20 protein-coding genes and 1 tRNA gene are annotated in these 25,461 nt (G+C 67.2%); 7 read left to right on the forward strand and 14 right to left on the reverse strand.

Annotated elements, in window-relative coordinates:
• Window positions 1–12: 12 nt before the first annotated feature.
• Genes pgeF through lgt form a run of 4 tightly spaced genes read right to left on the reverse strand, consistent with a single transcriptional unit; the run spans window position 13 to window position 3,230 of the window.
• A complete protein-coding gene (gene pgeF, locus NFE57_RS14785) occupies window positions 13–777 on the reverse strand; it encodes a peptidoglycan editing factor PgeF (RefSeq protein WP_252136360.1) in 765 nt (254 codons plus the stop codon).
• Window positions 774–1,283 carry a GNAT family N-acetyltransferase gene (locus NFE57_RS14790; RefSeq protein ID WP_252136361.1) on the reverse strand — a complete coding sequence of 170 codons (510 nt, stop codon included), beginning with the start codon at window positions 1,281–1,283 and terminating at the stop codon, window positions 774–776. The genes pgeF and NFE57_RS14790 overlap by 4 nt, the downstream gene beginning before the upstream one ends.
• Window positions 1,280–2,347, reverse strand: a complete 1,068-nt coding sequence (locus NFE57_RS14795; RefSeq protein ID WP_252136362.1) for a class I SAM-dependent methyltransferase — start codon at window positions 2,345–2,347, stop codon at window positions 1,280–1,282. Before NFE57_RS14795 ends, NFE57_RS14790 begins: the two co-directional genes overlap by 4 nt.
• 1 nt (window position 2,348) lies before the next feature.
• The gene (lgt, locus tag NFE57_RS14800; RefSeq protein ID WP_252136363.1) at window positions 2,349–3,230 is read right to left on the reverse strand and encodes a prolipoprotein diacylglyceryl transferase; all 882 of its coding nucleotides are present in this window, start codon (window positions 3,228–3,230) and stop codon (window positions 2,349–2,351) included.
• A 64-nt stretch (window positions 3,231–3,294) separates the two neighbouring features.
• Between lgt and NFE57_RS14805 the strand changes: the two genes are divergently transcribed.
• Genes NFE57_RS14805 through phbB form a run of 4 tightly spaced genes read left to right on the forward strand, consistent with a single transcriptional unit; the run spans window position 3,295 to window position 9,054 of the window.
• A complete protein-coding gene (locus tag NFE57_RS14805) occupies window positions 3,295–4,989 on the forward strand; it encodes a class I adenylate-forming enzyme family protein (RefSeq protein WP_252136364.1) in 1,695 nt (564 codons plus the stop codon).
• 48 nt (window positions 4,990–5,037) lie between these two features.
• On the forward strand, window positions 5,038–7,275 hold the full coding sequence (locus NFE57_RS14810; RefSeq protein ID WP_252136380.1) for a xanthine dehydrogenase family protein molybdopterin-binding subunit: 2,238 nt from the start codon (window positions 5,038–5,040) through the stop codon (window positions 7,273–7,275).
• Window positions 7,272–8,279, forward strand: a complete 1,008-nt coding sequence (hemH, locus tag NFE57_RS14815) for a ferrochelatase (RefSeq protein WP_252136365.1) — start codon at window positions 7,272–7,274, stop codon at window positions 8,277–8,279. Before NFE57_RS14810 ends, hemH begins: the two co-directional genes overlap by 4 nt.
• 52 nt (window positions 8,280–8,331) lie before the next feature.
• Entirely contained in the window at window positions 8,332–9,054 is a 723-nt protein-coding gene (gene phbB, locus NFE57_RS14820) for an acetoacetyl-CoA reductase (protein ID WP_252136366.1), read from the forward strand.
• Between the two features lie 145 nt (window positions 9,055–9,199).
• On the opposite strand, the gene NFE57_RS14825 is transcribed toward phbB, so the two are convergent.
• The 7 genes from NFE57_RS14825 to NFE57_RS14855 all read right to left on the reverse strand — a co-directional run bounded on the left by NFE57_RS14825 (window position 9,200) and on the right by NFE57_RS14855 (window position 18,789).
• Entirely contained in the window at window positions 9,200–9,544 is a 345-nt protein-coding gene (locus NFE57_RS14825; protein ID WP_252136367.1) for a tRNA-binding protein, read from the reverse strand.
• A complete protein-coding gene (locus NFE57_RS14830; RefSeq protein WP_252136368.1) occupies window positions 9,544–10,215 on the reverse strand; it encodes a glutathione S-transferase family protein in 672 nt (223 codons plus the stop codon). The genes NFE57_RS14825 and NFE57_RS14830 overlap by 1 nt, the downstream gene beginning before the upstream one ends.
• Window positions 10,216–10,257: 42 nt before the next feature.
• Window positions 10,258–14,778 (reverse strand): glutamate synthase large subunit, encoded by a 4,521-nt coding sequence (gene gltB / locus NFE57_RS14835; protein WP_252136369.1) that lies wholly within the window; start codon window positions 14,776–14,778, stop codon window positions 10,258–10,260.
• Window positions 14,775–15,365, reverse strand: coding sequence for a DUF2059 domain-containing protein (locus NFE57_RS14840; RefSeq protein ID WP_252136370.1), 591 nt, complete (start codon window positions 15,363–15,365; stop codon window positions 14,775–14,777). The genes gltB and NFE57_RS14840 overlap by 4 nt, the downstream gene beginning before the upstream one ends.
• On the reverse strand, window positions 15,362–16,828 hold the full coding sequence (locus NFE57_RS14845; protein ID WP_252136381.1) for an NAD(P)-dependent oxidoreductase: 1,467 nt from the start codon (window positions 16,826–16,828) through the stop codon (window positions 15,362–15,364). Before NFE57_RS14845 ends, NFE57_RS14840 begins: the two co-directional genes overlap by 4 nt.
• A 163-nt stretch (window positions 16,829–16,991) precedes the next feature.
• Entirely contained in the window at window positions 16,992–17,798 is an 807-nt protein-coding gene (locus NFE57_RS14850; protein WP_252136371.1) for an undecaprenyl-diphosphate phosphatase, read from the reverse strand.
• 49 nt (window positions 17,799–17,847) lie between these two features.
• The gene (locus tag NFE57_RS14855) at window positions 17,848–18,789 is read right to left on the reverse strand and encodes a complex I NDUFA9 subunit family protein (protein ID WP_252136372.1); all 942 of its coding nucleotides are present in this window, start codon (window positions 18,787–18,789) and stop codon (window positions 17,848–17,850) included.
• A 93-nt stretch (window positions 18,790–18,882) separates the two neighbouring features.
• Here NFE57_RS14855 and NFE57_RS14860 point away from each other — a divergent pair.
• Window positions 18,883–18,969, forward strand: a tRNA-Leu gene (locus NFE57_RS14860).
• A gap of 38 nt (window positions 18,970–19,007) precedes the next feature.
• Here NFE57_RS14860 and NFE57_RS14865 read toward each other — a convergent pair.
• Window positions 19,008–19,412 carry a DUF1489 family protein gene (locus tag NFE57_RS14865; protein ID WP_252136382.1) on the reverse strand — a complete coding sequence of 135 codons (405 nt, stop codon included), beginning with the start codon at window positions 19,410–19,412 and terminating at the stop codon, window positions 19,008–19,010.
• Between the two features lie 31 nt (window positions 19,413–19,443).
• Window positions 19,444–20,844 (reverse strand): magnesium transporter, encoded by a 1,401-nt coding sequence (mgtE, locus tag NFE57_RS14870; RefSeq protein WP_252136373.1) that lies wholly within the window; start codon window positions 20,842–20,844, stop codon window positions 19,444–19,446.
• Between the two features lie 258 nt (window positions 20,845–21,102).
• Between mgtE and NFE57_RS14875 the strand changes: the two genes are divergently transcribed.
• On the forward strand, window positions 21,103–21,558 hold the full coding sequence (locus tag NFE57_RS14875; RefSeq protein ID WP_252136374.1) for a peptidylprolyl isomerase: 456 nt from the start codon (window positions 21,103–21,105) through the stop codon (window positions 21,556–21,558).
• A 123-nt stretch (window positions 21,559–21,681) separates the two neighbouring features.
• On the opposite strand, the gene NFE57_RS14880 is transcribed toward NFE57_RS14875, so the two are convergent.
• On the reverse strand, window positions 21,682–22,563 hold the full coding sequence (locus tag NFE57_RS14880) for a LysR substrate-binding domain-containing protein (RefSeq protein WP_252136375.1): 882 nt from the start codon (window positions 22,561–22,563) through the stop codon (window positions 21,682–21,684).
• Window positions 22,564–22,919: 356 nt separating this feature from the next.
• On the opposite strand from NFE57_RS14880, the gene NFE57_RS14885 reads away from it, so the two are divergent.
• The gene (locus NFE57_RS14885) at window positions 22,920–25,208 is read left to right on the forward strand and encodes a CDC48 family AAA ATPase (RefSeq protein ID WP_252136376.1); all 2,289 of its coding nucleotides are present in this window, start codon (window positions 22,920–22,922) and stop codon (window positions 25,206–25,208) included.
• Window positions 25,209–25,461: the final 253 nt, after the last annotated feature.

Below are 25,461 nucleotides of genomic sequence, written 5' to 3' on the forward strand. Positions count from 1 at the left end.
CCGCGATACCCGTCAGCCGAGGCCGATCAACGATATCTGGCGGCCGTAGCTCGGTTCGCGGCGATGCGTCGCGCGGCGGTATGAGTAGAAACGCGCGGCATGCGCATAGGTGTCCTCACCCAGCATCTCGACGCGACCGATCCCGGCGGCGGCGAGGCGGTGCGCGACATAGGCTTCGAGATCGAACTGGTGATGGCCTGCGCGACCGGCGGCAAAGAAGCGTTCGTTGGCAGGGTCGGCGGCCTCGAACCGGGCGACGAAGGCGGCATCGACCTCGTAGCTGGCGCGTGCGATGCACGGGCCGATCGCCGCTGCGATCCGTGCACGATCGGCGCCGAGGCCTTCCATCGCGGTGATGGTGGCATCGGTGACGCCGCCGAGCGCGCCTTTCCACCCGGCATGGGCCGCCCCCACCACGCCGGCGGCCGCATCGGCGAACAGCACCGGCGCGCAATCGGCGGTGAGGATGCCGAGCACCAGCCCCGGCCGGTCGGTGACGAGCGCGTCGGCGTGCGGGCGGGCGGCGTCGGCAAACGGCGCGGTGACCGCCAGCGCCTCGGCCGAATGGACCTGATGGAGCGTCACCAGCGCGGCGCCGGGGAGCACGGCGCTGGCCGCCAGCGCACGATTCTGCGCGACGGCGCGCGTGTCGTCATCCGAGCCGAGCCCGACGTTGAGCCCATGGTGCACGCCTTGCGACACCCCGCCGCCACGGCCGAGAAAGCCGTGCGGGACGCTTCCCAGCGCGCGGGCGCGCAGCGCCTCGACCCCGCTCACAGCGCCAACCGCATGATGTGATCGTCGTCCTGATGATCGCCGACCATGAAGGTGTAGGCACCAACCTCGACGAAGCCGTAGCGTTCGTAGAACCGCCGTGCGCGATGGTTGTCGACATAGACCGAGAGGATCATGTCGCTATGCCCCGCGCGCCGGGCGTGCGCGATCGCCCATACCATCAGCGCGGGGCCGACGCCCTCACCGTGCCAGCCGCCGAGGACGTAAAGTTGGTGGAGGCTGATCGCGGCTGCGGGCCAATCACCGGGGAAGTCGACCGGCCCCAATTTGGCGAAGCCGATGATCTTGCCGTCCTCGGTCGCGAGCCGGATCGCGTAACCGGGGGCATCGATCTGCGAGGGCAGGCCCTCGTCGCCGAACGCGGCGCCGAGAAACGCCGCAAGATCGGAGGCACGGTAGAGCGTACCGAAGGTTTCGGTGAAGCTGCGCGCCGCCATCCGGGCGAGTTCGGGGCCGTCGGCGGGCAGCGCATCGCGATAGACGATCATGCCAGCCCCGCCGGTGCCGGCCAGTTGGCGTGGGTGACGCCGAACACCTTGAACAACGCCCCCATCTGATCGGGCGCGACGAGGCGATCGTGATCGGCATGGACCGAACCCGCCCGCTCGGGCGCCGAGGCCGCGAGTCGCGAGGCGCGCGCGCCGATCCCGAGCGCGGTCAGGAACTGGCCCTGATCGACCGGCCCGTGGACCGCCGCGCCCGCGATCTGTGCCGCCGCGCCGAGCGTCCCGAAATCGACATGCGCGGTGAGATCATGCTCGCCCGGCGCCTCGAACGGATTGACATAGGCATGGCCGCGCACGGCTTGCAGCGTGTCGCCGAGCGCGGGGCCGTCGTAACCGTAATCGACCACCAGCGCCGCGCCGCCCTGCGCCGCCAGCCGTGCCGCGAGAGCGCGCATCATCGCGACACCCGCGGGCGAGGTTTCGAGCACTGCGCCGTGGGGGGCGTCGCGCAGATGCTCGGGGATCACCTCATCGGGCAGCGGCGGACCGCCGATCGGGAGGAATAACGTGTCCTGACACGCCACCAGCCGCTCGTGCCAGCGGTCGCCGGCGCGCACCAACTGGCGGATCGGCAGCGCGTCGAAAAATTCGTTGGCGACCACGAGCAGCGGCATGTCGTCGGGCAGCGTCGCAAGATCGGCATGCCAGACCGCCTCGGGCAATCGCTCCTGCTGGATTGCGCGGAGCACCGGGCTGGTCTCGACCAGATGGATCGCGGGTTTGAGCCCCACGCTCGCCATCGCGCGCAGCGCATCGACCGCAAGCGTGCCGCGCCCCGGCCCCAGTTCGACATAGGCGACCGCCGGGCTACCCGCACGCTGCCACAGATCGGCGAGCGCGAGCCCGAGCAATTCGCCGAACATCTGGCTGATCTCGGGCGCGGTGATGAAATCGCCGCCCGCGCCCAGCGGATCGCGCGTCGCATAATAATGGGCATTGGCGGCGGCCATGAAGCGGCTGAGCGGGATCGGCCCCGCGAGCGTGATCGCGCGCGCGAGGCGATCCGCCAAACTGCCTTCGGCCACATCGGGCCCTTGATCGTTCATGTCAGGCGACGCTTTCGCCCCCCGCGATCGGCTCGACGCGGTGGCGACGGCCGGCGCTGGTGGCGATCAGGTAAATCCCGCCGAGGATCATCGGAATGCACAGCACCTGCCCCATATGGATCGTGGTCGCGAAGAAGGTGCCGGTGAATTGCGAATCGGGCTCGCGAAAGAACTCGACGAAGAACCGCGCACAGCCATAGCCGACGAGGAAGATGCCGGTGAGCTTGCCCGGATCGTACCGCGCCCTGGTCTTCCAGAAGCAGAACCAGAGGATCGCGAACAGCACGAGCCCTTCGAGCCCGGCTTCGTAGAGCTGGCTGGGGTGGCGCGCGACATCGTTGCCGGTGCGCGGGAAGATGATCGCCCAGGCGACGTTGGTGGGTTTGCCCCACAATTCACCGTTGATGAAATTGGCGATCCGCCCGAAAAACAGCCCGAACGGCACGCAGCACGCGATATAATCGTGGACGCGCAGCCAGGCGAGCCCATGGCGCCGCGCGAGCAGGATCATCGCCAGACTGGTGCCGATCACCCCGCCGTGGAACGACATGCCGCCATCCCACAATTTGAAGACCTGAAGCGGATCGAGCAGCATGCCGGGGGCGTAGAACAGCACATAGCCGAGCCGCCCGCCGAGGATGATGCCGATCGTCGCGTAGAAGACGAGATCGTCGGCATGGCGCTTGGCCATCGGCGCGCCGGGCTGCGCGAGCAGCTTGAGCAGATACCACCAGCCGACGAGGATGCCGCCGATATAGGCCAGCGAATACCAGCGCAGGATCGGGTGCCCGCCAATCGAGAGCAGAACGGGATCGAGGCCGAGGTCGGTCCAGCGGATATGCTGGATGTCGGTAACGGCTTGCGCGAGAAGGGTCAGGATCAAAGGCTTTTCCCCGAAGAGACAGGCCTTCATAAGGAGCAGAGACGACAAGACCAAGGGGAGAGGTATGGCGACCGAACTCGACCGCAGGATGGAGGCCGGAATCGCGCGGCTGACTGACCCGGAGGGCCCCTTGCCGCTGACCGGGATCGTCGTGAACGGCCAGACGCTGCCGATGATCGCCTCGGCCCCGCCCGCGCTGCCGCATTATTTCGCGCACTATTGCCGCGAACATGCCGAGGCGACCTTCCTCGTCGCAGGCGCCGAACGGATCACTTTTGCCCAGATCCACGCCGAGGCCGAGCGCGTGGCGCGCGCCCTGGTGGCGGGATTCGCCGTCAAGAAGGGCGATCGGATCGGCATCGCGATGCGCAATTCGCCGTCGTGGATCGCGCTGTACATGGGCGTGCTGATGGCGGGGGGCATCGCCTGCCTGCTCAACGGCTGGTGGCAGGCCGACGAACTGGCCGAGGCGATTCGCGATGTCGATTGCGGGCTGGTGTTCGCCGATCCGCCCCGCGCCCAGCGCATCGCCGGGGCCGCGTTGGCGACGCAGGTGATCGCGATCGACGACCGTCCGGTGCTCGCCGAGGCGCTCGCGCCGGTGACGCACCGCGCCACCGCCGAGGCGTCGCTCCCCGCGCTGAGCGGCGACGACGATGCGACGATCCTGTTCACCTCGGGCTCGACCGGGCGATCGAAGGGAGCGCTGTCGGATCATCGCGCCGTGGTGCAGGCGACCTACAATTATCTGGCGCAGGCGCTGGTGATGCTCGGGATCGCGACCGAACAGGGCAACCCGCCCCAGGGCCAGCCCGCGACGCTGCTCACCGTGCCGCTGTTCCACGTCACCGCCGAAATCCCGGTGATGCTCCAGAGCTTCGCGATGGGGCGCAAGCTCGTCCTGATGCCCAAATGGGATGCCGAGGAAGCGATGCGGCTGATCGAGGCGGAGGCGATCAATTATTTCGTCGGCGTGCCGCTGATGAGCTACGAAATCCTCACCCACCCCAATCGCGGCCAGTACGATCTGTCCAGGGTCACCGATTTCGCCGCGGGCGGCGCGCCGCGCCCGGTGGAGCATGTCCGGCGGATCAGGGACGAAATGGGCGGCGGGGCACCGCTGATCGGCTATGGCCTGACCGAAACCAATGCGGTGGGCTGCGGCAATTGGCGCGACAATTATCTCGCCAAGCCCGATTCGACCGGGCGCGCCTCGGCCCCGCTGGTCGATCTCGCGATCCTCGACGGTGCGGGCCGCCCGGTGCCGCAGGGCGCGCGTGGCGAGATCGCGATCCGATCGGTGTGCAATTTCAAACATTATTGGAACGACACCGCGTCGACGCGCAGCGCGGTGACCGACGACGGCTATTTCCTGACCGGCGACATCGGCCTGCTCGATGCGGATGGCTATCTGTTCATCGTCGATCGCAAGAAGGACATCATCATCCGCGGCGGCGAGAATATCTCGTGCCTCGAGGTCGAGGCCGCGATCTACCACCACCCCGCGGTCGCCGAATGCGCGGTGTTCGCGATTCCCGACGCCCGATTCGGCGAGGTGCCCGGTGCCGTGATCCATTACCGCGCGGGCGCGGCGCTGACCGACGCCGCTTTGCGCGCCTATCTCGCCGAGCATATCGCACAGTTCAAATTGCCCGCGCACCTCTGGGTATCGCCCGATCCGCTGCCGCGGCTGGGCACCGAGAAAATCGACAAGGTGCGCTTGCGCGACCATTACCGCGCACTGGTGGCGACAGGCTGAGCACGAACGGTTTGAGTGGCGCGGGCGATCGGCTACAGCGTCGGGCGCATGGCCAATCACGACAAACCGGGGCATTTCAACCGCCGCACGCTGCTGATCGGCGGCGGCGCGGGCGTTGGACTGCTCGTCGCCTGGGCGGTGTGGCCGCGCACCTATGCCGCCAACCTGACCGCGGCGCGCGGCGAACATATCATGGGCGCGTGGCTCAAGATCGGCGAGGACGGGCATATCACCGTGGTGGTGCCGCAGGCCGAGCACGGGCAGGGCGTCACCACCACGCTGCCGCAGATCGTTGCCGACGAACTGGGCGCCGACTGGCGCACCGTCGGCGTCGAACCCGCGCCGCTCAACCCGCTGTACGCCAACCCGATCGCGGCGAGCGAATTGTTCGGGGGCGTGCTCGGCGCGCTGCCCAAGCCATTGCGCGCGCAACATGCCGAGCAGGCGCTGCTGATGCTGACGGCGGGATCGAGCTCGGTGCGGATGTTCGAGGCCGCGCTCCACGCGGCGGGCGCCACCGCGCGCGTCGCCTTGTGCAAGGCCGCCGCGCGGCGTTGGGGCGTCGATTGGCAGGCGTGCGGCACCGCCGACGGTTTCGTCGTCCACGGCACCGATCGCTTGCGCTTCGGCGTGCTTGCGGCCGAGGCCGCGGGCGAGGACGTGCCCGACCCCGCCCCGCTGCGCAGCGGCGAGGGCGAGCGGCTCTACGGCCAGTCGCTGCCGCGGATCGACGTGCCCGCCAAGGTCGATGGATCGGCCAATTTCGCGGGCGACATCCGGCTGCCCGGCATGGTCTATGCCGCGATCCGGCAAGGCCCGGTGGGCGATTCGCGGCTGGTACGCGTCGATCGGGCGGCAGCCGAACGCATTCCCGGCGTGTCCGCGGTGATCGAAAACCCGCGCTGGGTCGCCGCCGTCGGCAACAATTGGTGGGCGGCCAACCGCGCGCTCGATGCGCTCAGCCCCCGGTTCGAGACCAAGGGCGCAATCGTCGATTCGGCCGCGATCGACGCCGCGCTGGAGGCCGCGCTCGACGGCGAGGGCGAACGGATGGCCAAGGCGGGCGACCTCGCCGCCGTCTTTCGCGACGCGCAGATCGTCACCGCCGATTACCGCGTCGCGCTGGGTGTCCACGCCGGCATCGAGACGATGACCGCGACCGCCCAGCGCACCGACAAGGGCCTCGAATTGTGGTTGCCGACGCTTGCCCCCGGCCTCGCGCGCGCGGCGGCGGCGGCGACATTGGGCATCGCCGAGGATCGCGTCACCGTCCATCCAATGCAGATCGGCGGCGGCTTCGGCGCCAATCTGGAACATCAGGTCGCCGAACAGGCCGCGTTGCTCGCCGACCGGCTCAAGCGCCCGGTCCAGCTCATCTGGTCGCGGATCGAGGATCTGCGCCACGATCGTTACCGCCCCGCCGCCGCCGCGCGGATGGCGGGACGGCTTGCCGCCAACGGCGGGCTGCTCGGCTGGCTCGCCAAGATCGCCGCGCCCGCCACCGGCGCGGCGCTGGCCCGGCGGCTGATGCCGCGCGATCCCGCCATCGCGGCGGCGCGCGCGCTGCCCGGCATGGGCGACGCTTATGCCGTGGCGGGCGCCGAGCCCTTTTATCGCATCCCGCATTATGCGGTCGACCATCACCCCGCCGAGATCGGCGTGCCGACCGGGCATCTGCGCGGCGGCGCGCACGGCTATACCGCCTTTTTCAACGAATGTTTCATCGACGAACTCGCGCATGTCGCGGGCACCGAGGCGATGTCGTTCCGGATCGCGATGCTCGGCGGCGACGCGCGGCTGGCGCGCTGCCTGTCGACCGCCGCCGCGCTCGGCGGCTGGCAGGGCGGGATTGCGGGCAGCGGACAGGGGATTGCGTGCCACCGCTTCCGCGGCAGCTATATCGCTGTGCTCGCCGAGGCGCATCTGGAAGACGGCCGCCCGCGCGTCGATCGATTGGTGGCGGCGGTCGATTGCGGGCGCCTCATCAACCCCGATATCGTCCGCCAGCAGATCGAAAGCGGGCTGATCTTCGGCATGGCGACCGCGCTTGGCGCCACGACAGGCTTTACCGACAACCTTGCCGATGCCCGCGGCTTCGGCGACCTTGGCCTGCCGCTGCTCGCCGACACGCCCGACATCATCGTCGAGCTGATCCGCAGCGAGGCCGATCCCGGCGGCGTGGGTGAACTCGGCGTGCCCGCGGTTGCCCCCGCGATCGCCAACGCACTCCAGGCCGCGACCGGCGTGCGCCTGCGCGCGCTCCCCTTGAGGCTCGACGACGCATGACCCTGCCCCCCGACCATCCGCCGCTGCCGCCCAAACGGATCGGCGTGCTGCTGATCAACCTCGGCACCCCCGACGCCCCCGAGCCGAGCGCGGTGCGGCGCTATCTGGCCGAATTCCTGTCCGACCGGCGCGTGATCGAGATCCCACCGCTGATCTGGCAACCGATCCTGCGCGGCATCATCCTCACCACCCGGCCCAAAAAATCGGCCCACGCCTACAGCCTGGTGTGGCGCGACGAGGGCTCGCCGCTGGCGGTCATCACCCGCGCGCAGGCCGATGCGCTGAACGGTGCGTTCGGGCCCGATGTGCTGGTCGATTGGGCCATGCGCTACGGCAATCCGGCGATTGCCGATCGGCTGCGCGCGATGAAGGAGGCGGGGTGCGAGCGCATCCTGCTCGCCCCGCTCTATCCGCAATATTGCGCGGCGACGACCGCGACCGCCAACGACCGTGCGTTCGCAAGCCTCGGGCAGATGCGCTGGCAGCCGGCGGTGCGCACCCTGCCGCCCTATCATGACGACCCGGCCTATATCGCCGCGCTCGCCGCGTCGGTGGAGACCGCGCTGGGCGCGCTCGATTTCGCGCCGCAAGCGATCGTCGCGAGCTTCCACGGCATGCCGCAGCGCACGCTCGACCTCGGCGACCCCTATCATTGCCATTGCCGCAAGACCGCGCGGCTGCTGAGCGACGCGCTGGGGCGGGACCTGGTCACCGCGTTCCAATCGCGCTTCGGCCGCGCCAAATGGCTCGAACCCGCGACCGACACCACGCTCGCCGCACTGCCCGCCAAGGGCATCACCCGCGTCGCGATCGTCGCGCCGGGCTTTTCGGCCGACTGCCTCGAAACGCTCGAAGAACTGGCGATCCGTGGCCGCGAGACATTCGTCGCGGCGGGCGGGACGAACTTCGCCTATCTGCCGTGCCTCAACGACAGCGCCGACGGAATCGCATTGCTCAAAACATTGCTTACGCGCGAGCTTGAAGGGTGGGCCAGTCCGGCATAGCTTTTGTCGGTGAGGCGGGCCGTCCGGCGCCGTACGAGATAAGGAGACAGGCATGGCACGCGTTGCGATCGTTACCGGCGGCACTCGCGGCATCGGCGAAGCGATCAGCCTTGCGCTCAAGGAGGCGGGCATGATCGTTGCCGCCAATTATGCGGGCAATGACGAGCGCGCCAAGGCGTTCTCCGACCGCACCGGGATCAAGACCTACAAATGGGATGTCGGCGATTTCGATGCCTGCCAGAAGGGGTGCCAGCAGGTCGCCGACGAGCTCGGCCCGGTCGATGTCGTCGTCAACAATGCCGGGATCACGCGCGACGGCACGATGCAGAAGATGACATACGACATGTGGGACGAGGTGATGCGCACCAATCTCGGCGGCTGCTTCAACATGGCCAAGGCGGTGTTTCCGGGGATGCGGACACGCAAATGGGGGCGGATCGTCAACATCGGCTCGATCAACGGCCAGGCCGGCCAATATGGCCAGGTCAATTACGCCGCCGCCAAATCGGGCATCCACGGCTTCACCAAGGCACTGGCGCAGGAAGGCGCACGTTCGGGCATCACGGTGAACGCGATCGCGCCGGGCTATATCGATACCGATATGGTCGCCGCGGTCCCGGCCGACGTGCTGGAGAAGATCGTCGCGAAAATCCCGGTCGGCCGGCTCGGCAAGGCGCACGAAATCGCGCGCGGCGTCGCCTTTCTGTGCGCGGAGGATGCGGGGTTCGTGACCGGATCGACGCTGTCGATCAACGGCGGCCAGCATATGTATTGATGTAGGCCCGGCCGACATTCAATCCATGCCGGCCTGCAAATGGCGGTTTCCCGCGCTTCCGGTGCTCACGTACTGAAGAACGCTGCGCTCCGGGTCACGAGAAACCACCATTTTCGGCTCGACCTGACCTAAATGTCGGCCGGGCCTAGGCCATTCTCGCGCCGTCGGGCACCGGTTGATCGGGCGCGATCAGCACGATGCCACCGTCCGCGTCGGCGAAGCCCAGCGTCAGCACCTCCGACATCATCGGCCCGATCTGGCGCGGCGGGAAATTGACCACCGCGGCGACCTGACGCCCGACCAGCGAGTCGGGCGCATAATGATCGGTAATCTGCGCCGACGAGCGCTTGCGGCCGATCTCCGCGCCGAAATCTATCACCAGCTTGATTGCCGGCTTACGCGCCTCGGGGAACGGCTCGGCCGTAACGACGGTGCCGACGCGGATGTCGATTTTCAGGAAATCGTCGAAGCTCGCTTGCGGCGTGGCCATCAGAAATCGTGGACCGCGTAATGCGCGGGCGGGCCGATCACTTCCATCCGCTCGGCGAGCAGCGGCTGGAAGCTCGGCCGGCTCTTGAACCCGCGATACCAGCCCGCGGTCGCCTCATGCCCCTTCCAGTCGATGCCGCCGAGATAGTCGGCGACCGATATCTGCGCGGCAGCGGCGAGATCGGCGAGCGACATCGTTGCGCCGCCCAGCCACTGGCGATGATCGAGCAGATAATCGGTGTAATCGAGATGCTGGAGCGCGGCCTTCATCGCCTCGCGCAGCGCCTTGGCGTCGGGCGGCGCACGATGCACCAGCCGCTTGACCATCCGTTCGTGGAGCAGCGGCGCGACGATATCGGCGTAGAATTGCGTATCGAACCACGAGACCAGCCGGCGAATCTCGGCCCGGTTGGCCGCCGTGCCGCTGATCATCGCCGCCTTTTCAACCGTTTCCTCGAAATATTCGCAGATCGCCATCGAATCGACGAGCAGCAGATTCTTTTCGGGATCGGCCATCACCGGGGTCTGCCCGGCGGGGTTCATGTCGAGAAACTCGTCGCGGCGCTGCCACGGCGATTCGCGCACGAGTTCGTAGCCCACGCCCTTCTCGCCCAGCAGGAGCCGCACCTTGCGCGAGAACGGACACAGCGGAAATTGAAAGAGCTGCCACATAGGTCGGCGTTACTGCACCGGCCGCCGAAGCGGAAGGCCCCCCTATTCGGCTGCGATCAATTCCTCGGTGTCATCAAGCGGATGCGCCAGCCGGGTGAGCATCTCCTTGGGCACGACCTGCCAGAAGCGGCCGCACACGCGATCCCATTCGTCGAGCAGCCCCGCCGCCCAGACGCTGTCGGTCGCCGCGACATGCGCCTCGACCAGCCGGCGCAGCACGCCCTCCCAATGCGCCGAGGCGAGTCGCTGCCAGACGATGCTGTCGGGATTGGCCTTGCGGGCAAAACTGTCGTCGGCATCGTAGACGAACGCCATGCCGCCGGTCATCCCGGCACCGAAATTGGCGCCGATCACGCCGAGCACGACCGCGATGCCGCCGGTCATATATTCGCAGCCATTGGCGCCGCAGCCCTCGACGACGACATGCGCGCCCGAATTGCGCACCGCGAACCGCTCGCCCGCCTGCCCCGCCGCATAGAGCGCGCCCGCGGTCGCGCCGTAGAGCACGGTGTTGCCGATGATCGTATTGTCCTGGCTCTTGAGCGGCGAACTGACCACCGGGCGCACCACGATGATCCCGCCCGACAGCCCCTTGCCGACATAATCGTTGGCATCGCCGAACACTTCGAGCGTGATGCCCTTGCACAGGAAGGCGCCGAGCGACTGCCCCGCCGAACCGCGCAGCCGCACGGTGACATGCCCGTCGGCGAGCTTCGACATGCCGATCGTGCGCGTGATCTCGCTCGACAGCCGCGTGCCCACCGCGCGGTGCGTGTTGCGGACCGAATAGGTGAGCTGCATCTTCTCGCCGCGCGAGAACACCGCGGCGGCATCCTTGATGATCTGCGCATCGAGGCTGTCGGGCACCTCGTTGCGGAAACCGGGCAGCGAGAAGCGGCGCTCGCTTTCGTCGGCATCGACCTTGGCGAGCAGCGGGTTGAGATCGAGATCGTCGAGATGCTCGGCACCGCGGCTGACCTGGCGCAGCAATTCGGTACGCCCGATCACCTCGTCGAGGCTCTTGACCCCGAGCCGCGCGAGGATGTCGCGGACTTCCTCGGCGATGAAGGTCATCAGGTTGATGACCTTTTCGGGCGTGCCGACGAATTTGGCGCGCAGCCGCTCGTCCTGGGTGCACACCCCCACCGGGCAGGTGTTCGAATGGCATTGGCGCACCATGATGCAGCCCATCGCGACGAGGCTCAATGTGCCGATGCCGAATTCCTCGGCGCCGAGGATCGCGGCGATCACGATGTCGCGCCCGGTCTTGAGGCCGCCGTCGGTGCGCAACCGCACCCGGCCGCGCAGGCCGTTGAGGGTGAGCACCTGATTGACCTCGGACAGTCCCATTTCCCACGGCGTGCCGGCATATTTGATCGAGGTCTGCGGAGAAGCGCCGGTGCCGCCATTGTGCCCGGCGATGAGGATGACGTCGGCATGCGCCTTGGCGACCCCGGCCGCGACGGTGCCGATCCCCGCCGAGGAGACGAGCTTGACGCACACCCGCGCGTGCGGATTGATCTGCTTGAGATCGTAGATGAGCTGCGCCAGATCCTCGATCGAATAGATGTCGTGGTGCGGCGGCGGGCTGATCAGCGTCACCCCCGGCGTCGCGTGGCGCAGCTTCGCGATGAATTCGGTGACCTTGAAGCCGGGGAGCTGCCCCCCCTCGCCGGGCTTGGCACCCTGCGCGACCTTGATCTCGATCTCGTCGCAGGCGTTGAGATATTCCGCCGTCACGCCGAACCGGCCGCTGGCGATCTGCTTGACCGCCGAATTGGCGTTGTCGCCGTTTTCGTACGGGGCGTAGCGCGCCTTATCCTCGCCGCCCTCGCCCGAGACCGCCTTGGCGCCGATCCGGTTCATCGCGATCGCCAGCGTTTCGTGCGCCTCGGGGCTGAGCGCGCCGAGGCTCATCCCCGGCGTCACGAAGCGCTTGCGGATCTCGGTGATCGGCTCGACCTGATCGACCGCGACGCCTTCGTCGGGGAAGTTGAACTGGAGCAGATCGCGCAGATAGACCGGCGGCAGATCGGCCACCCCGCGCGAGAATTGCAGATAGCTCGAATAGCTGTCGGTCGACACCGCGGTCTGGAGCAGGTGCATCAACTGCGCCGAATAGGCATGCGTCTCGCCGGTGTGGCGCTGGCGGTAGAAGCCGCCGATCGGCAGCGTCGCCACCGCGGTGTCATACGCTTTTTCGTGACGCAGCGTGGCGTTGAGATGGAGCGAGGCATAGCCCTCGCCCGAAATCTTCGCGGGCATGCCGGGGAAGAAATCGTTGACCAGCGCACGGCTCAAGCCCACCGCCTCGAAATTATAGCCGCCGCGATACGACGAGATCACCGCGATTCCCATCTTCGAGATGATCTTGAGCAGCCCCTCTTCGATCGCCTTGCGATGGTTGGCGAGGCATTGCGCCACGCTGAGATCGCCGAACAGCCCGCGCGCGTGACGATCGAGGATCGCGGCTTCGGCGAGATAGGCGTTCACCGTGGTCGCGCCGACGCCGATCAGCACCGCATAATAATGCGTATCGAGGCATTCGGCGGTGCGGATGTTGACGCTGGCGTAGGAGCGCAGTCCCTTGCGGACGAGGTGGGTATGCACCGCCGCCGCCGCGAGCACGCCGGCGATGCCAACACGGTTCGGCCCGATCGCGTCGTCGGTGAGGAAAATCTCGCTCTTGCCCTGGCGCACCGCCTGTTCGGCTTCGTCGCGGATGCGCTGGATCGCGGCGCGCAGCGTCTCCGGCCCGCCACCGGTCTCGAAGGTGCAGTCGATCTCGGCCGCGGCATCGGCGAAATGCGTCTTGAGCCGATCCCAGTCGGCGCAGGTCAAGACCGGCGACTCGAGCACCAGCACGCGGCTCTGCCGCCCCGCCGGATCGAGGATATTGGCGAGATTGCCGAAGCGCGTGTGGAGCGACATCACATGGCGTTCGCGTAAGGAATCGATCGGCGGGTTGGTGACTTGCGAGAAATTCTGGCGGAAGAACTGGCTGATGAGGCGCGGCTTGTCCGAAATCACCGCGAGCGGGGTATCGTCGCCCATCGAGCCGACCGCTTCCTTGGCGGTCTCGACCATCGGCGCGAGGATCAGTTCCATATCCTCGAGCGTCTGCCCGGCGGCGACCTGACGGCGCGTCAGTTCGGCGCGGTTATAGGGGCAGGCAGGCGGCGGCGCATCGGGGTCGGCGAGATCCGCCATCGTCATGAAATCGGCGCCCATCGCGGCGTAATCGGCGTCGCCCGCGATCCGATCCTTGATCTCGGAATCGTGGAACACGTGGCCATCGTCGAGATCGACCGCGATCATCTGGCCGGGGCCGAGCCGGCCCTTTTCGACCACGCTCGTCTCGGGCACCACGACCATGCCCGTTTCGGAGCCGACCACGAGCAGGCCGTCGTCGGTCAGCGTGTAGCGCAGCGGGCGCAGCGCGTTGCGATCCATCCCCGCGACCGCCCAGCGGCCGTCGGTCATCGCCAGCGCGGCCGGGCCGTCCCACGGCTCCATCACGCTCGCCAGATAACGATACATCGCGATGTGCGCGGGCGGCATCGGCGAGGTTTCGCTCCACGCCTCGGGGATCAGCATCAGCTTGGCGGTGGGCGCATCGCGCCCCGCGCGGCAGATCGTCTCGAACACCGCGTCCAATGCGGCGGTGTCGCTCGCGCCCGCCGGGATCACCGGCTTGATATCCTCCGATTGCGCGCCGAAGGCGAGGCTGGCCATCTTGATCTCGTGGCTCGCCATCCAGTTGCGATTGCCGCGGATCGTGTTGATCTCGCCATTGTGCGCGAGGCAGCGGAAGGGCTGTGCGAGCCACCATTGCGGGAAGGTGTTGGTCGAATAGCGCTGGTGGAAGATCGCGACCCGGCTGACGAAGCGTTCGTCGTTGAGATCGGGATAGAAAACCGACAGCGATTGCGCGAGAAACAGCCCCTTGTAGACGATCGAGCGGCACGACAGCGAGCAGATGTAGAAACCCTGCACCTGCGCGGCGATGACGCGTTTTTCGATCCGGCGGCGGATCAGATAGAGGTGCTTTTCGAACTCGGCGGCCGATTGTTCATCCGGGAGCGGCCCCGCGATCATGATCTGCTCGATCTCGGGTCGGGTCGCCTGCGCCTTCTGGCCGATCACCGACACGTCGACGGGCACCTGGCGCCAGCCGTAGATCGTATAGCCCGCCTCGATGATCGCGGTTTCGACGATCGTGCGGCAGGTTTCCTGCGCGCCCAGATCGGTGCGCGGCAGGAAGATCATCCCCACCCCGAGCCGGTTGGGCATCGCCTTGTGCCCCGACGAGGTGATCGCATCGTCGAAAAAGGCGGTCGGCAGATCGATATGCACGCCCGCGCCGTCGCCGGTCTTGCCATCGGCATCGACCGCGCCGCGATGCCACACCGCCTTCAATGCATCGATCGCGAGCTGAACGGTGCGCCGCGACGCGCGCCCGTCGGTCGCGGCGATCAGCCCGACGCCGCAGGCATCCGATTCGAGATCGGGGCGATACATGCCGTCGCGGGCAAGGCGGGTGCGCTGGTCGATCTGAGTCATGTCGAGGGCCGATCATTGGTCTTGAGCATTTCACGTTCGGCGCGCTCGAAGGCGCGCCTGCCGGCTTCCTCACCGGCTTTTTCTCCGATCGCGCTGCCTGCGGCGGCGGTCACCTGCTGGATTTCGGGTATCAGCCGCAGCACCTTCGCCCCGGTGCCGCTCGAGTAAAATGCCGTAATCTCGTCGAGCTCCACAGCGGTGAAGCGCGCGGCATATTCGCGCGCTACGGCAGTCTTGATCTCGGGATAACGCGCCTTGAGCGCGGTCATGAACTCCTGCGACAGGATCGCGACGAACCGGTCGTGCCCGCCCTCGCCATTGGCAAGCAGATTGTCCACGCTGGTCTTGGTCGCGGGATTCTGGCTCAACATGCCGATCACGCTTTCCGCGAAGAGCGGGCTCATCCCGACGAACATGCGATCGAGCGTATCGTCGAGCTTCATCGTGGCGAGGAGGTCCGCCGCAGCAGCCAACGCCGCAGGATCTACGGCGGCGGCGCTCTCGACGACCGGCGACGCTGCATCCTGCACCTGCGCCTGCACCGGGATTGCGAGGGCGACAGCGATCGTCGTCAATCGTGTGATCATGCCGCGGCCCTTTCGCGTGCGACGCTCACCCCGGCGCGCGCCTTGAGCCAATTGTGCATCATCTCGCTGACGTCGCGGCCGTCGCGGATCGCCCAGACGACGAGGCTCGCGCCGCGCACGATATCGCCGGCGGCGAACACGCCGTCGAGGTTGGTCATCATCGCGCGATCGACCAGCAGCGTGCCCCAGCGCGTGACCCCCAGTTCGGGCGCGTCGAACATCACCGGCAGATCCTCGGCGTCGAAACCGAGCGCCTTGATGACGAGATCGGCGGGCTCGACATAGGTGTTGCCCGGATCGGGCTCGGGCGCGCGGCGGCCGCTCGCGTCGGGCTGGCCCAGCCGCATCCGCTGTGCCTGAACACCGGTGACGCGCCCGGCGGCGCCATCGCCATCGGTATCGAACGCCAGCGGGCCCGACAGCCAGACGAACTCGACGCCTTCCTGCTCGGCATTGCCCACTTCGCGCTGCGAGCCCGGCATGTTGGCGCGATCGCGGCGATAGAGGCATTTGACCGAACTTGCCCCCTGGCGGATCGCGGTGCGGACGCAATCCATCGCGGTATCGCCGCCGCCGATCACCACCACGCGCTTGCCCGCGGCATCGAGACTGCCGTCGTCGAACGCGGGTACGGCGTCGCCATAGCTCTTGCGGTTCGACGCGATCAGATAATCGAGCGCCTCGACCACGCCGGTGCCGCCGACGCCGGGGACGCGGAGCGCGCGCGGCTTGTAAACCCCGGTGGCGACGAGGATCGCATCGTGGCGGGCGCGCAATTGTTCGAGCGTCGCGTCGCGGCCGACCTCGAAATTCTCGTGGAAGACGATCCCGCCTTCGCGCAGCCGCTCGATCCGCCGGTCGATCACGTATTTTTCGAGCTTGAAGCTGGGGATGCCATAGGTCAGCAGCCCGCCGAGCCGATCGTAGCGATCGTAGACATGCACCTCATAGCCCGCCGCGCGCAGATATTCGGCGCCGCTCAGCCCCGCCGGCCCGGCGCCGATGACGCCCACCGATTGCCCGCGCGCGGGCCCGGCGTGGAGCGGCTCGACCCAGCCTTCGTCCCACGCGGTATCGGTGATGAACTTTTCGACCGCGCCGATCGTGATCGCGCCGTGGCCGGTGAATTCGGTGACGCAATTGCCCTCGCACAACCGATCCTGCGGGCAGATGCGGCCGCAGATCTCAGGCATGGTCGAGGTGGAATTGGACAGTTCATACGCCTCGCGCACGCGGCCCTCGGCGGTCAGCCGCAGCCAATCGGGGATGTGGTTGTGGAGCGGGCAATGCACCGAGCAGAACGGCACGCCGCATTGCGAGCAGCGCGCCGATTGCTTGCGCGCGGTGTCGGTATCGTAGCGATCCGCGATCTCGCGAAAGTCGCGCGCGCGCTCCTCGGGCGAGCGCTTGGCCGGATAGGCCTGCTCGCGATCCACGAACCTTTGCATCGTGCCGTGCGCCATCATCGCCCCACATCCAAGAGAATGTGGGTGCTTTAATGTGCCAACCCGCACGAGTCACGCACAAAACGGTCTTTAGGGCAACAATGATGACCTTGTTTTTACGGCGACGCGGATTTCCGTTATTTTTTCACGGCGCGACGCCGATAACAGGTCCGATACGGGATTATCTCATCAGCAACCACACCAGCGCCACGCCGCCCGCGACGATTCGATACCAGGCGAAGGGCGCGAAACCATGCCGCGTCACGACGCCGACAAACCACCGGATCACCAGCAGCGCGACGATGAACGAGACGACAAAACCGATCGCGATCGCCAGCCAGTCGTTGCTGGTCAACGCCTCGTGGCTCTTGAGCAGATCGTAGCCCGAGGCGGCGAGCATCGTCGGCACCGCGAGGAAGAAGCTGAATTCGGCCGCGGTCTTGCGATCGACGCCAAGCGCGAGCGCACCCATGATCGTCGCGCCCGACCGGCTGACGCCGGGGATCATCGACAGACACTGGATGATGCCGATGCCAAGCGCGGTGCGGGTCGGCATCGCCTCGACGCTCGCGACCGGGGTGCGCTTGACCATGCGCTCGATCGCCAGGATCGCGACCCCGCCGACGATCAGCATCACCGCGACGATGATCGGCTGCTCGAGCATCGCCTTGACCATCTTGTAGACGAACAGCCCGATCACCGCCGAAGGCAGGAAGCCGAGCAGGATGTTGCGCGTGAACGCGACCGGCCCCTGCTGCCAGCCCAGCAGCCCCATCGCGACGTGCCAGAAGCGTCGCCAATAGAGCACGATCACCGCGAGGATCGCGCCCAATTGGATGACGATATCGAACGTCGTCGAAACCGTGCCTTTGAAGCCGAGCAATTCGCCCGCGAGGATCAGATGCCCGGTCGAGGAGACCGGCAGGAATTCGGTAAGCCCCTCGACGATGCCGAGCAGGATGACGACGAGAAGATCGCTCAAAAGCATTTCCTCGGGCAGGACGCGGCCGCCGGTGCGGTGGGCGCGCGGGAGAAGGTCAGGCCACGGCCTTCGTGCCGAAGCGGCCGCTGCGGCGATACTGGACGAGCCAGGCAGGCGCGACCGCGGCGAGCGGCGTCGGCTCCACCCCCGCGGCGGCGAGGCCGTTCGCGCCGGTCACCACATTGTCGCGCTCGAGCATCAGCAGTTGATCGCGCGTGATCGGGGTGCCCGGCAACGCCGCGACGATCCGCGCGACCGGATCGGGCAGCTCGACGAACGTCGGATCGCGGCCGATCGCGCCCGCGATCCATTGCAGCAGCGCCCGCATCGACAGCACGTCCGGCCCGCCCAGCTCGATCGTCTTGCCGCCGAACGGCTCGGGCGCCGCGAGCGCGGCCACCAGCGCGCGCGCCACGTCGCCGACAAAGACCGGCTGGAATCGGGTGTCGGCGCGCACCACCGGCACGACCCGGACCAGCGGCATCGCGCTCGCCGCCACGATCATCTCGGCGAACCGGTTGACGAAGCGATCCTCGCGCCCGAACACGATCGACGGCCGCACGATCGTCGCGCTGGGGAACGCGGCGCGCACCGCCGCCTCGCCTTCCGCCTTCGATCGGCCATAAGCCGCGGGCGACTCGCGATCGGCACCGATGGCAGAGAGCTGCACCAGCGCCGCGACTCGGGCCGTGGCACAGGCGTCGGCGACATGCCGCGCGCCCTCGACGTGGAGCCCGCGGAAATCGCCGTTCAGCACACCGACCAGGTTGATCACCGCATCCGCACCGGCGACGGCGCGCGCAATGCTATCGGGACGCCGCACGTCGGCGGCGACGAATTGGGTCTGCCCGAGCCCGCCAAGCGGCTTCAGAAACCACGCCTGGCGGGGATCGCGCTGCGCGATCCGCACGCGCGCACCGGCCTTGAGCAGCGCCTGCGCCACATAGCGGCCAACGAACCCGCCTCCACCAATGAGCGTAACCAGCTTGTCGTTCATGTCCGCCTCGATTTGTTCGCGGCCCCCTTGCCCCACCCGACAGGCAGTTGACAAGGCGCCAGAGCCTCACCTAGAGCCCCGCCCCTACCCCGTGCCCAGATGGCGGAATTGGTAGACGCACCAGCTTCAGGTGCTGGCGATCGCAAGGTCGTGGAGGTTCGAGTCCTCTTCTGGGCACCATTTTCTCGTGCTGCGCGGCGCGCGCGCTGTATCACCGATCAGATCAGCGCCAATTCAGCGAGCTTGCTCATCAAAACCGGGGGCAGATCGGCGAGGCCGGTGGCGTCGGCGGCGAGATCTTCCGGCGCGTCCGTCCCTTCAAGATAGCGCCAGCCCTGATGCGCGCGTTTGGGCCGGGCGTGGACCAGCACCAGCGCGGGATCGAGATGGATCGCCACGCGCCCGCCCTCGGCCTCACCGAAGCGCAGGATCGGCGAGCGCGCGACGAGTTGGTGCTTGATGATCCAGTAAAGCGAACCCGTGCCCGCAATCTCCTCATGCCGCTTGGGCAGATAGCGCGTGGTCAGGAACACCGGGCCTTCGCGGCCGCGCAGCGCCAGGCGCTCGGCGAGAATATCGACCGACGCACTTCCGAACGCGACCTTGGTGAGATGAAGCGGCACGCGGGCGATGTGGCCCCGCACCGTGCCGGGATCAACCCACCAGGCCGCTCACCGAGGCGAGCCCGAGAAAAACGAAGAACCCCATCGAATCGGTCGTCATCGTCACGAAGATCGACGAGGCCACGGCGGGATCGGCGCGCAAGCGTTCGAGCGTCAGCGGCACGACCACGCCCGCCAGCCCCGCGATCAGAATATTGGCCATCATCGCCGCGGCGATCACGCCGCCCAACTCGATATGCTGATAATAGAGCGCCACCGCAGTCCCGATCACGAGCGCGACACTCACCCCGTTGAGCAACGCGATCGTGATTTCGCGGCGGATCGCGCGCAATGTATTCGATTCGGTCAGTTGGTTAGTCGCCAGCGCGCGCACCGTCACCGCCATCGTCTGGGTGCCGGCATTGCCGCCGACCCCGGCGACGATCGGCATCAACGCGGCGAGCGCGACCATCTTGGTGATCGTGCCTTCGAACACGGTGATCACGGTCGCCGCAACCAGCGCGGTCGCGAGATTGGCGATCAGCCAGCGCACGCGCGCGCGATAGCTGGTCAGCAACGGCTCGTTGATATCGCCTTCGCCCGCGCCCGACAGCAACAAGGCGTCTTCGCCCGCCTCTTCGGAGATGATGTGGACGATGTCGTCGACGGTGACCATGCCGACCAACCGCCCGCTGCCATCGATGACCGCGGCCGAGATCAGCGCGTATTTCTGGAAACGCAGCGCGACCTCTTCCTGATCCATATCGACCGGAATCAGGGTCTGTTCGCGCTTCATGACGTCGCTCAGCAGCACCGAGCGCGGGGTCCGCAGGATCCACGAGAGCATGCACGTGCCGACCGGCTTGTGGCTCGGATCGACGACAAACACTTCCCAGAAATCGGTGGTCAGCGCCTCGTCGGCGCGCAGATAATCGATCACGTCGCCGACCGACCAATGCTCGGGCACCGCGATCAGCTCGCGCTGCATCAGGCGGCCGGCCGATTCCTCGGGATAGGAGAGGGCTTCCTCGATCGCGGCGCGATCGTCGGGCTCCATCGCCCGCAGCACTTCGCGCTGATCGTCGGCGTCGAGATCCTCGATGATCGCGACCGCATCGTCGGTATCGAGTTCCGACGCGATGTCGGCGACCTCGTGCGGCTCAAGCGCGTCGATCAGGTCCTCACGGACATAATCGTTCATCTCGGCGAACACGTCGCCGTCGAGCAGGTCGGCGATCGCCTTGGCCAGCGCCGAGCGGCGTTCGTTCGGCGTCAGCTCGAACAGATCGGCGATGTCGGCGGGATGGAGCGGTTCGACGAGCTGGCGGACGGCCTCGTCGTCGCCGTCATCGACCGCCCGCAACACGGCATCGACGAATTCCGGCTTGAGCCGATCATCCTCGTCGAGCTGGCCCGAATCGATCTCGGGCAGGGGAAGCTCGGTCTCGCTCATCGTCCGACCTCCCTCGTTGCGGCCAGAAGCGGCTCTAGCTTTCCCGGCGCAAGATGCCAATCCGGCTTGCGGTTTTTGTCACGAGATTGCCGCGCGCCGCGACAAGCCGGGGGGGGGGGGCTTCAACCTTCGCGCCGGCGACAGCAACCCTTGATGCCCGCCCGGCCCCGCTCCGTCCTATCCCGGTTTGCCAGAACGCCCGACTCCATTATAGGCCCGGCCGCACGCCCAACCCCCGAATTGCAGGAGCACACCGCGATGGCCGATACCCCCGAAACGCTGACGATGACGCTCGCCGACGGCGACGTCGTGATCAAACTGCGCCCCGATCTCGCCCCCCAGCACGTTCAGCGCATCGCCGAACTGGCCAATGAGGGCTTTTACGACGGCGTCGTGTTCCACCGCGTCATCCCCGGCTTCATGGCGCAGGGCGGCGACCCCACCGGCACCGGCACCGGTGGCTCGTCCAAGCCCGACCTGCCTGCCGAGTTCAGCCGCGAGCCGCACGTGCGCGGCGTCTGCTCGATGGCGCGGACGGCGAACCCCAACAGCGCCAATTCGCAATTCTTCATCTGCTTCGACGATGCCGGCTTCCTCGACGGCCAATATACCGTGTGGGGCGAAGTGACCTCGGGGATGGAGCATATCGACGCGCTGCCCAAGGGCGAGCCCCCGCGCGAGCCCGGCAAGATCGAGAAGATGCGGGCTTCCTGAGTTTGCGGATTCAGCTTTGCTGAATCCGAGTGCGGTGCCAGCCCGCTCCCCCACCCCCCATGCAAGTATAATGACTTGGGAGGTGGGGGAGCGGGCTGGCACCGCCTCCGCGCACGCGGAAAACTACGCCCCCAGCGCCTCGATCAGCCAGTCGTGGAACAGCTGCACCGGGCGCTGCATCAGCGCGCGCGGGCGGCACACGAACCAATAACTGTAGGGGCTTTCGACCTCGATATCGAAAAGCCGGGCCAGCCGATCGTCCTGCGCATCGTCGAAATGGCTGGCGAGCATGAAGGCGACACCGAGCCCCTGCGCCGCCGCCTCGAGCATCAGCGCGCCCGAATCGAAATGGTCGATCGCGGCGGGTTCGAGATCCGCAACCCCGGCAGCGCGGCGCCAGGCAGCGAAATTATCGGGCATGTCGCGGTGGAGCACCGCCGTCAGCCCGGCGAGCTGGCGCGGATGGGTGATCGGATTGGGGCCCTCGACCAGCGCGCGCGCACCGATCGCATAGACGCGGTTGCGATCGAGCCGCTTGGCGTAGAGCGCCGGATCGATCTCGCGGGCGAGGCTGATGGCGACATCGAGCCCCTCACCCAACCGCGCCACAGTGTGGCCCGCGGTATCGATATCGAGATGCAATTCGGGATGCCGGGCGCGCAGATCGGCAAGCCGCGGAAACAGCCGCTGCGCCGCATAGAGCGGCAGCACGCCGAGCCGCAACCGCAGCACCTCGATCCCGCTCGTCATCGCCTCGACCGCGTCGGACAGGCTGTCGAGCGCGGGCGCGATCTGCGACAACAGCCGTTCGCCGTCGTTGTTGAGCTGCATCGCCTGATGGCGGCGATCGAACAGCGGCCGGCCGATAAAGCGTTCGAGCGCCTGAATCCGGCGGCTGAGCGCGGGGGCGGATAGCGCGAGATCCTGTGCCGCGGCCTTGACCGACCCCAGCCGCGCGACCTGAACAAAGGCTTCGAGGGCGGTCAACGGAGGCAGGCGGCGCATGCGGTACATTCCATCGTGAGCGAGCGGGCGCCCTTCTTTCACGATCTACGACGCAGGCGCAACGGGGTGAGTTGCAATTCTTGCAACCGCGATCGTTCTTTTCGCACTTGCACAATAAATCGCTGCAGTGCACATAGGGCACGCCTTTCAGGCATCCTCTCCTAAAAACTTTCAAGGGTCGGCCTTTCGGGGCCGGCCCTTTTTTTGTCTGAAACCGCATTCGTGCCGCGCTGCCGCATAGCCTCAACCCCGCTCAGCGCCCGGCGTGGCCGGCCCGCGCGCGGCTTGCCCCTCGCATTGCCCGGCCGCGTCCCCTATCTCGCAGGCTCGCAGGTTGCATAAGGGAATGAGTGCACATGGCCGACAGCGAACCGACGGTCCACAAGCTCCAGGTTGCGAACGCCAGACCCGAGGATTCGGGGCGCGGGATCGCGCATCTGCCGCGCGCACTGATGGCGAAGCTGGCGTTGGCCGAGGGCGGCGTGATCGAAATCGTCGGCAAACGCTCGACCCCGGCGCGCGCCGTCTATCCCTATCCCGAGGATGAGGGGCTGGAGATCGTCCGCCTCGATGGCCTCCAGCGCGCCAACGCGGGCGCGGGCTCGGGCGAATATGTCGAAATTCGCAAGGTCGAATCGAAGCCGGCGACGCGCGTCGTGTTCGCCCCCGCACAGCAGAATCTGCGGCTCCAGGGATCGAGCCACGCGCTCAAGCGCGTCTTCGTCGGCCGGCCCCTGTGCCAGGGCGATGTCGTCGCGACCGCGGGGCAGCAGCGGGTCGACAATATCCCGCCCAACGTCGCGCAATATCTGCGCGCGCCCGCTTATGCGCTCCAGGAAATCCGGCTCTCGGTCGTCCAGACCACCCCCAAGGGCGTGGTCCATATCGACGAGCATACCGAGATCGAGCTGCGGCCCGAATATGAGGAACCGCAGCAATCGCGCCGCGCCGATGTCACTTATGACGATATCGGCGGGATGAGCCACACGATCGACCAACTCCGCGAGATGGTCGAACTGCCGCTGCGCTACCCCGAATTGTTCCAGCGGCTCGGCGTCGATCCGCCCAAGGGGGTGCTGCTCCACGGCCCGCCCGGCACCGGCAAGACGCGGCTCGCGCGCGCCGTTGCCAATGAGAGTGCGGCCGAGTTCTTCCTGATCAACGGCCCCGAGATCATGGGCTCGGCCTATGGCGAATCCGAACAACGGCTGCGCCAGGTGTTCGAGGAAGCCGCCAAGGCGGCGCCGTCGATCGTGTTCATCGACGAGATCGATTCGATCGCCCCCAAGCGCGATCGCGTGCAGGGCGAGGCCGAAAAGCGCCTCGTCGCGCAATTGCTGACGCTGATGGACGGGCTCGAGGCGCGCGCCAATCTGGTCGTGATCGCCGCGACCAACCGCCCCGACGCGATCGACGAGGCGTTGCGCCGCCCCGGCCGGTTCGATCGCGAGATCGTCATCGGCGTGCCCGACGAGCGCGGGCGCCGCGAGATCCTGGGCATCCACACCCGCGGTATGCCGCTGGGCGACCGCGTTGATCTGGGCGAGCTGGCGCGCACCACCTACGGCTTCGTCGGCGCGGACCTTGCCGCCTTGACCCGCGAGGCGGCGATCGAGGCGGTGCGGCGGATCATGCCGCGCCTCAACCTCGAGGAAGGCACGATCCCGCCCGAGGTGCTCGACGATCTGTCGGTGACGCGCGACGATTTCATGGAGGCGCTCAAGCGCATCCAGCCCTCGGCGATGCGCGAGGTGATGGTGCAAGCGCCCGAGGTCCGCTGGGAGGATATCGGCGGGCTCGATACCGCGCAGGAACGGCTCAAGGAAGGCGTCGAACTCCCGCTCAAGGACCCCGACGCGTTCCGCCGGCTCGGCATCCGCCCGGCCAAGGGCTTCCTGCTCTATGGCCCGCCGGGCACCGGCAAGACCTTGCTCGCCAAGGCGGTCGCGCGCGAGGCGGAGGCGAATTTCATCGCCACCAAATCGTCGGACCTGCTGAGCAAATGGTATGGCGAAAGCGAGCAGCAGATCGCGCGGCTGTTTGCGCGCGCGCGCCAGGTGGCGCCGTGCGTGATCTTTTTCGACGAACTCGATGCGCTGGTGCCCGCGCGCGGCGGCGGGTTGGGCGAGCCGCAGGTCACCGAACGCGTGGTCAACACGATCCTGTCCGAAATGGACGGGCTAGAGGAACTGCAATCGGTGGTGGTGATCGGGGCGACCAACCGGCCCAATCTGATCGACCCCGCGCTGCTGCGCCCCGGCCGCTTCGACGAACTGGTCTATGTCTCGGTGCCCGATCGGGGCGGTCGCCGGCGCATCCTCGCGATCCAGACGCAGCGGACGCCGCTGGCCAGCGATGTCGATCTCGACGATCTCGCCGAACGCACCGATCGCTTCACCGGCGCCGATCTGGAGGATCTGGTCCGCCGGGCCGGGCTGGTCGCGCTGCGCAAATCGCTTGCCACCGAGACCGTGACGATGGCCGATTTCGAGGCGGCGCTGCGCGAATCGCGCGCATCGGTGACGCCCGAGATGGAGCAGGAATATGAGCAGATGGCGGCCAAGCTGAAGCAGGAGGCGTCCGCAATCCAGCCGATCGGCTTCATCGCGCCGGGGATGCTCAATCCGCACGGGCCGAAAGGATAGATCCGCCATATCCGTCACCCCGGCTTTTGTCGGGGTGACGGCTAGAGTGATTTCGAGCCAGATGGAATCATCTGGCGACTTGGAAATAACGGCAAACAAAGGATAATCTAGGGACGGTCCGGTTCGATTAGAGCGGGATGACGTGGGATTGAATCGATAGGGGATTCACGAGGGCGTATAGATGTGATTCAAGATGCTGGCTGGGCATGGAGGCCAGCGAGCATGGCGCGACCTTATTCGATGGACCTGCGTG

Source organism: Hephaestia sp. MAHUQ-44 (assembly GCF_023806085.1).
Classification (GTDB): domain Bacteria; phylum Pseudomonadota; class Alphaproteobacteria; order Sphingomonadales; family Sphingomonadaceae; genus Sphingomonas.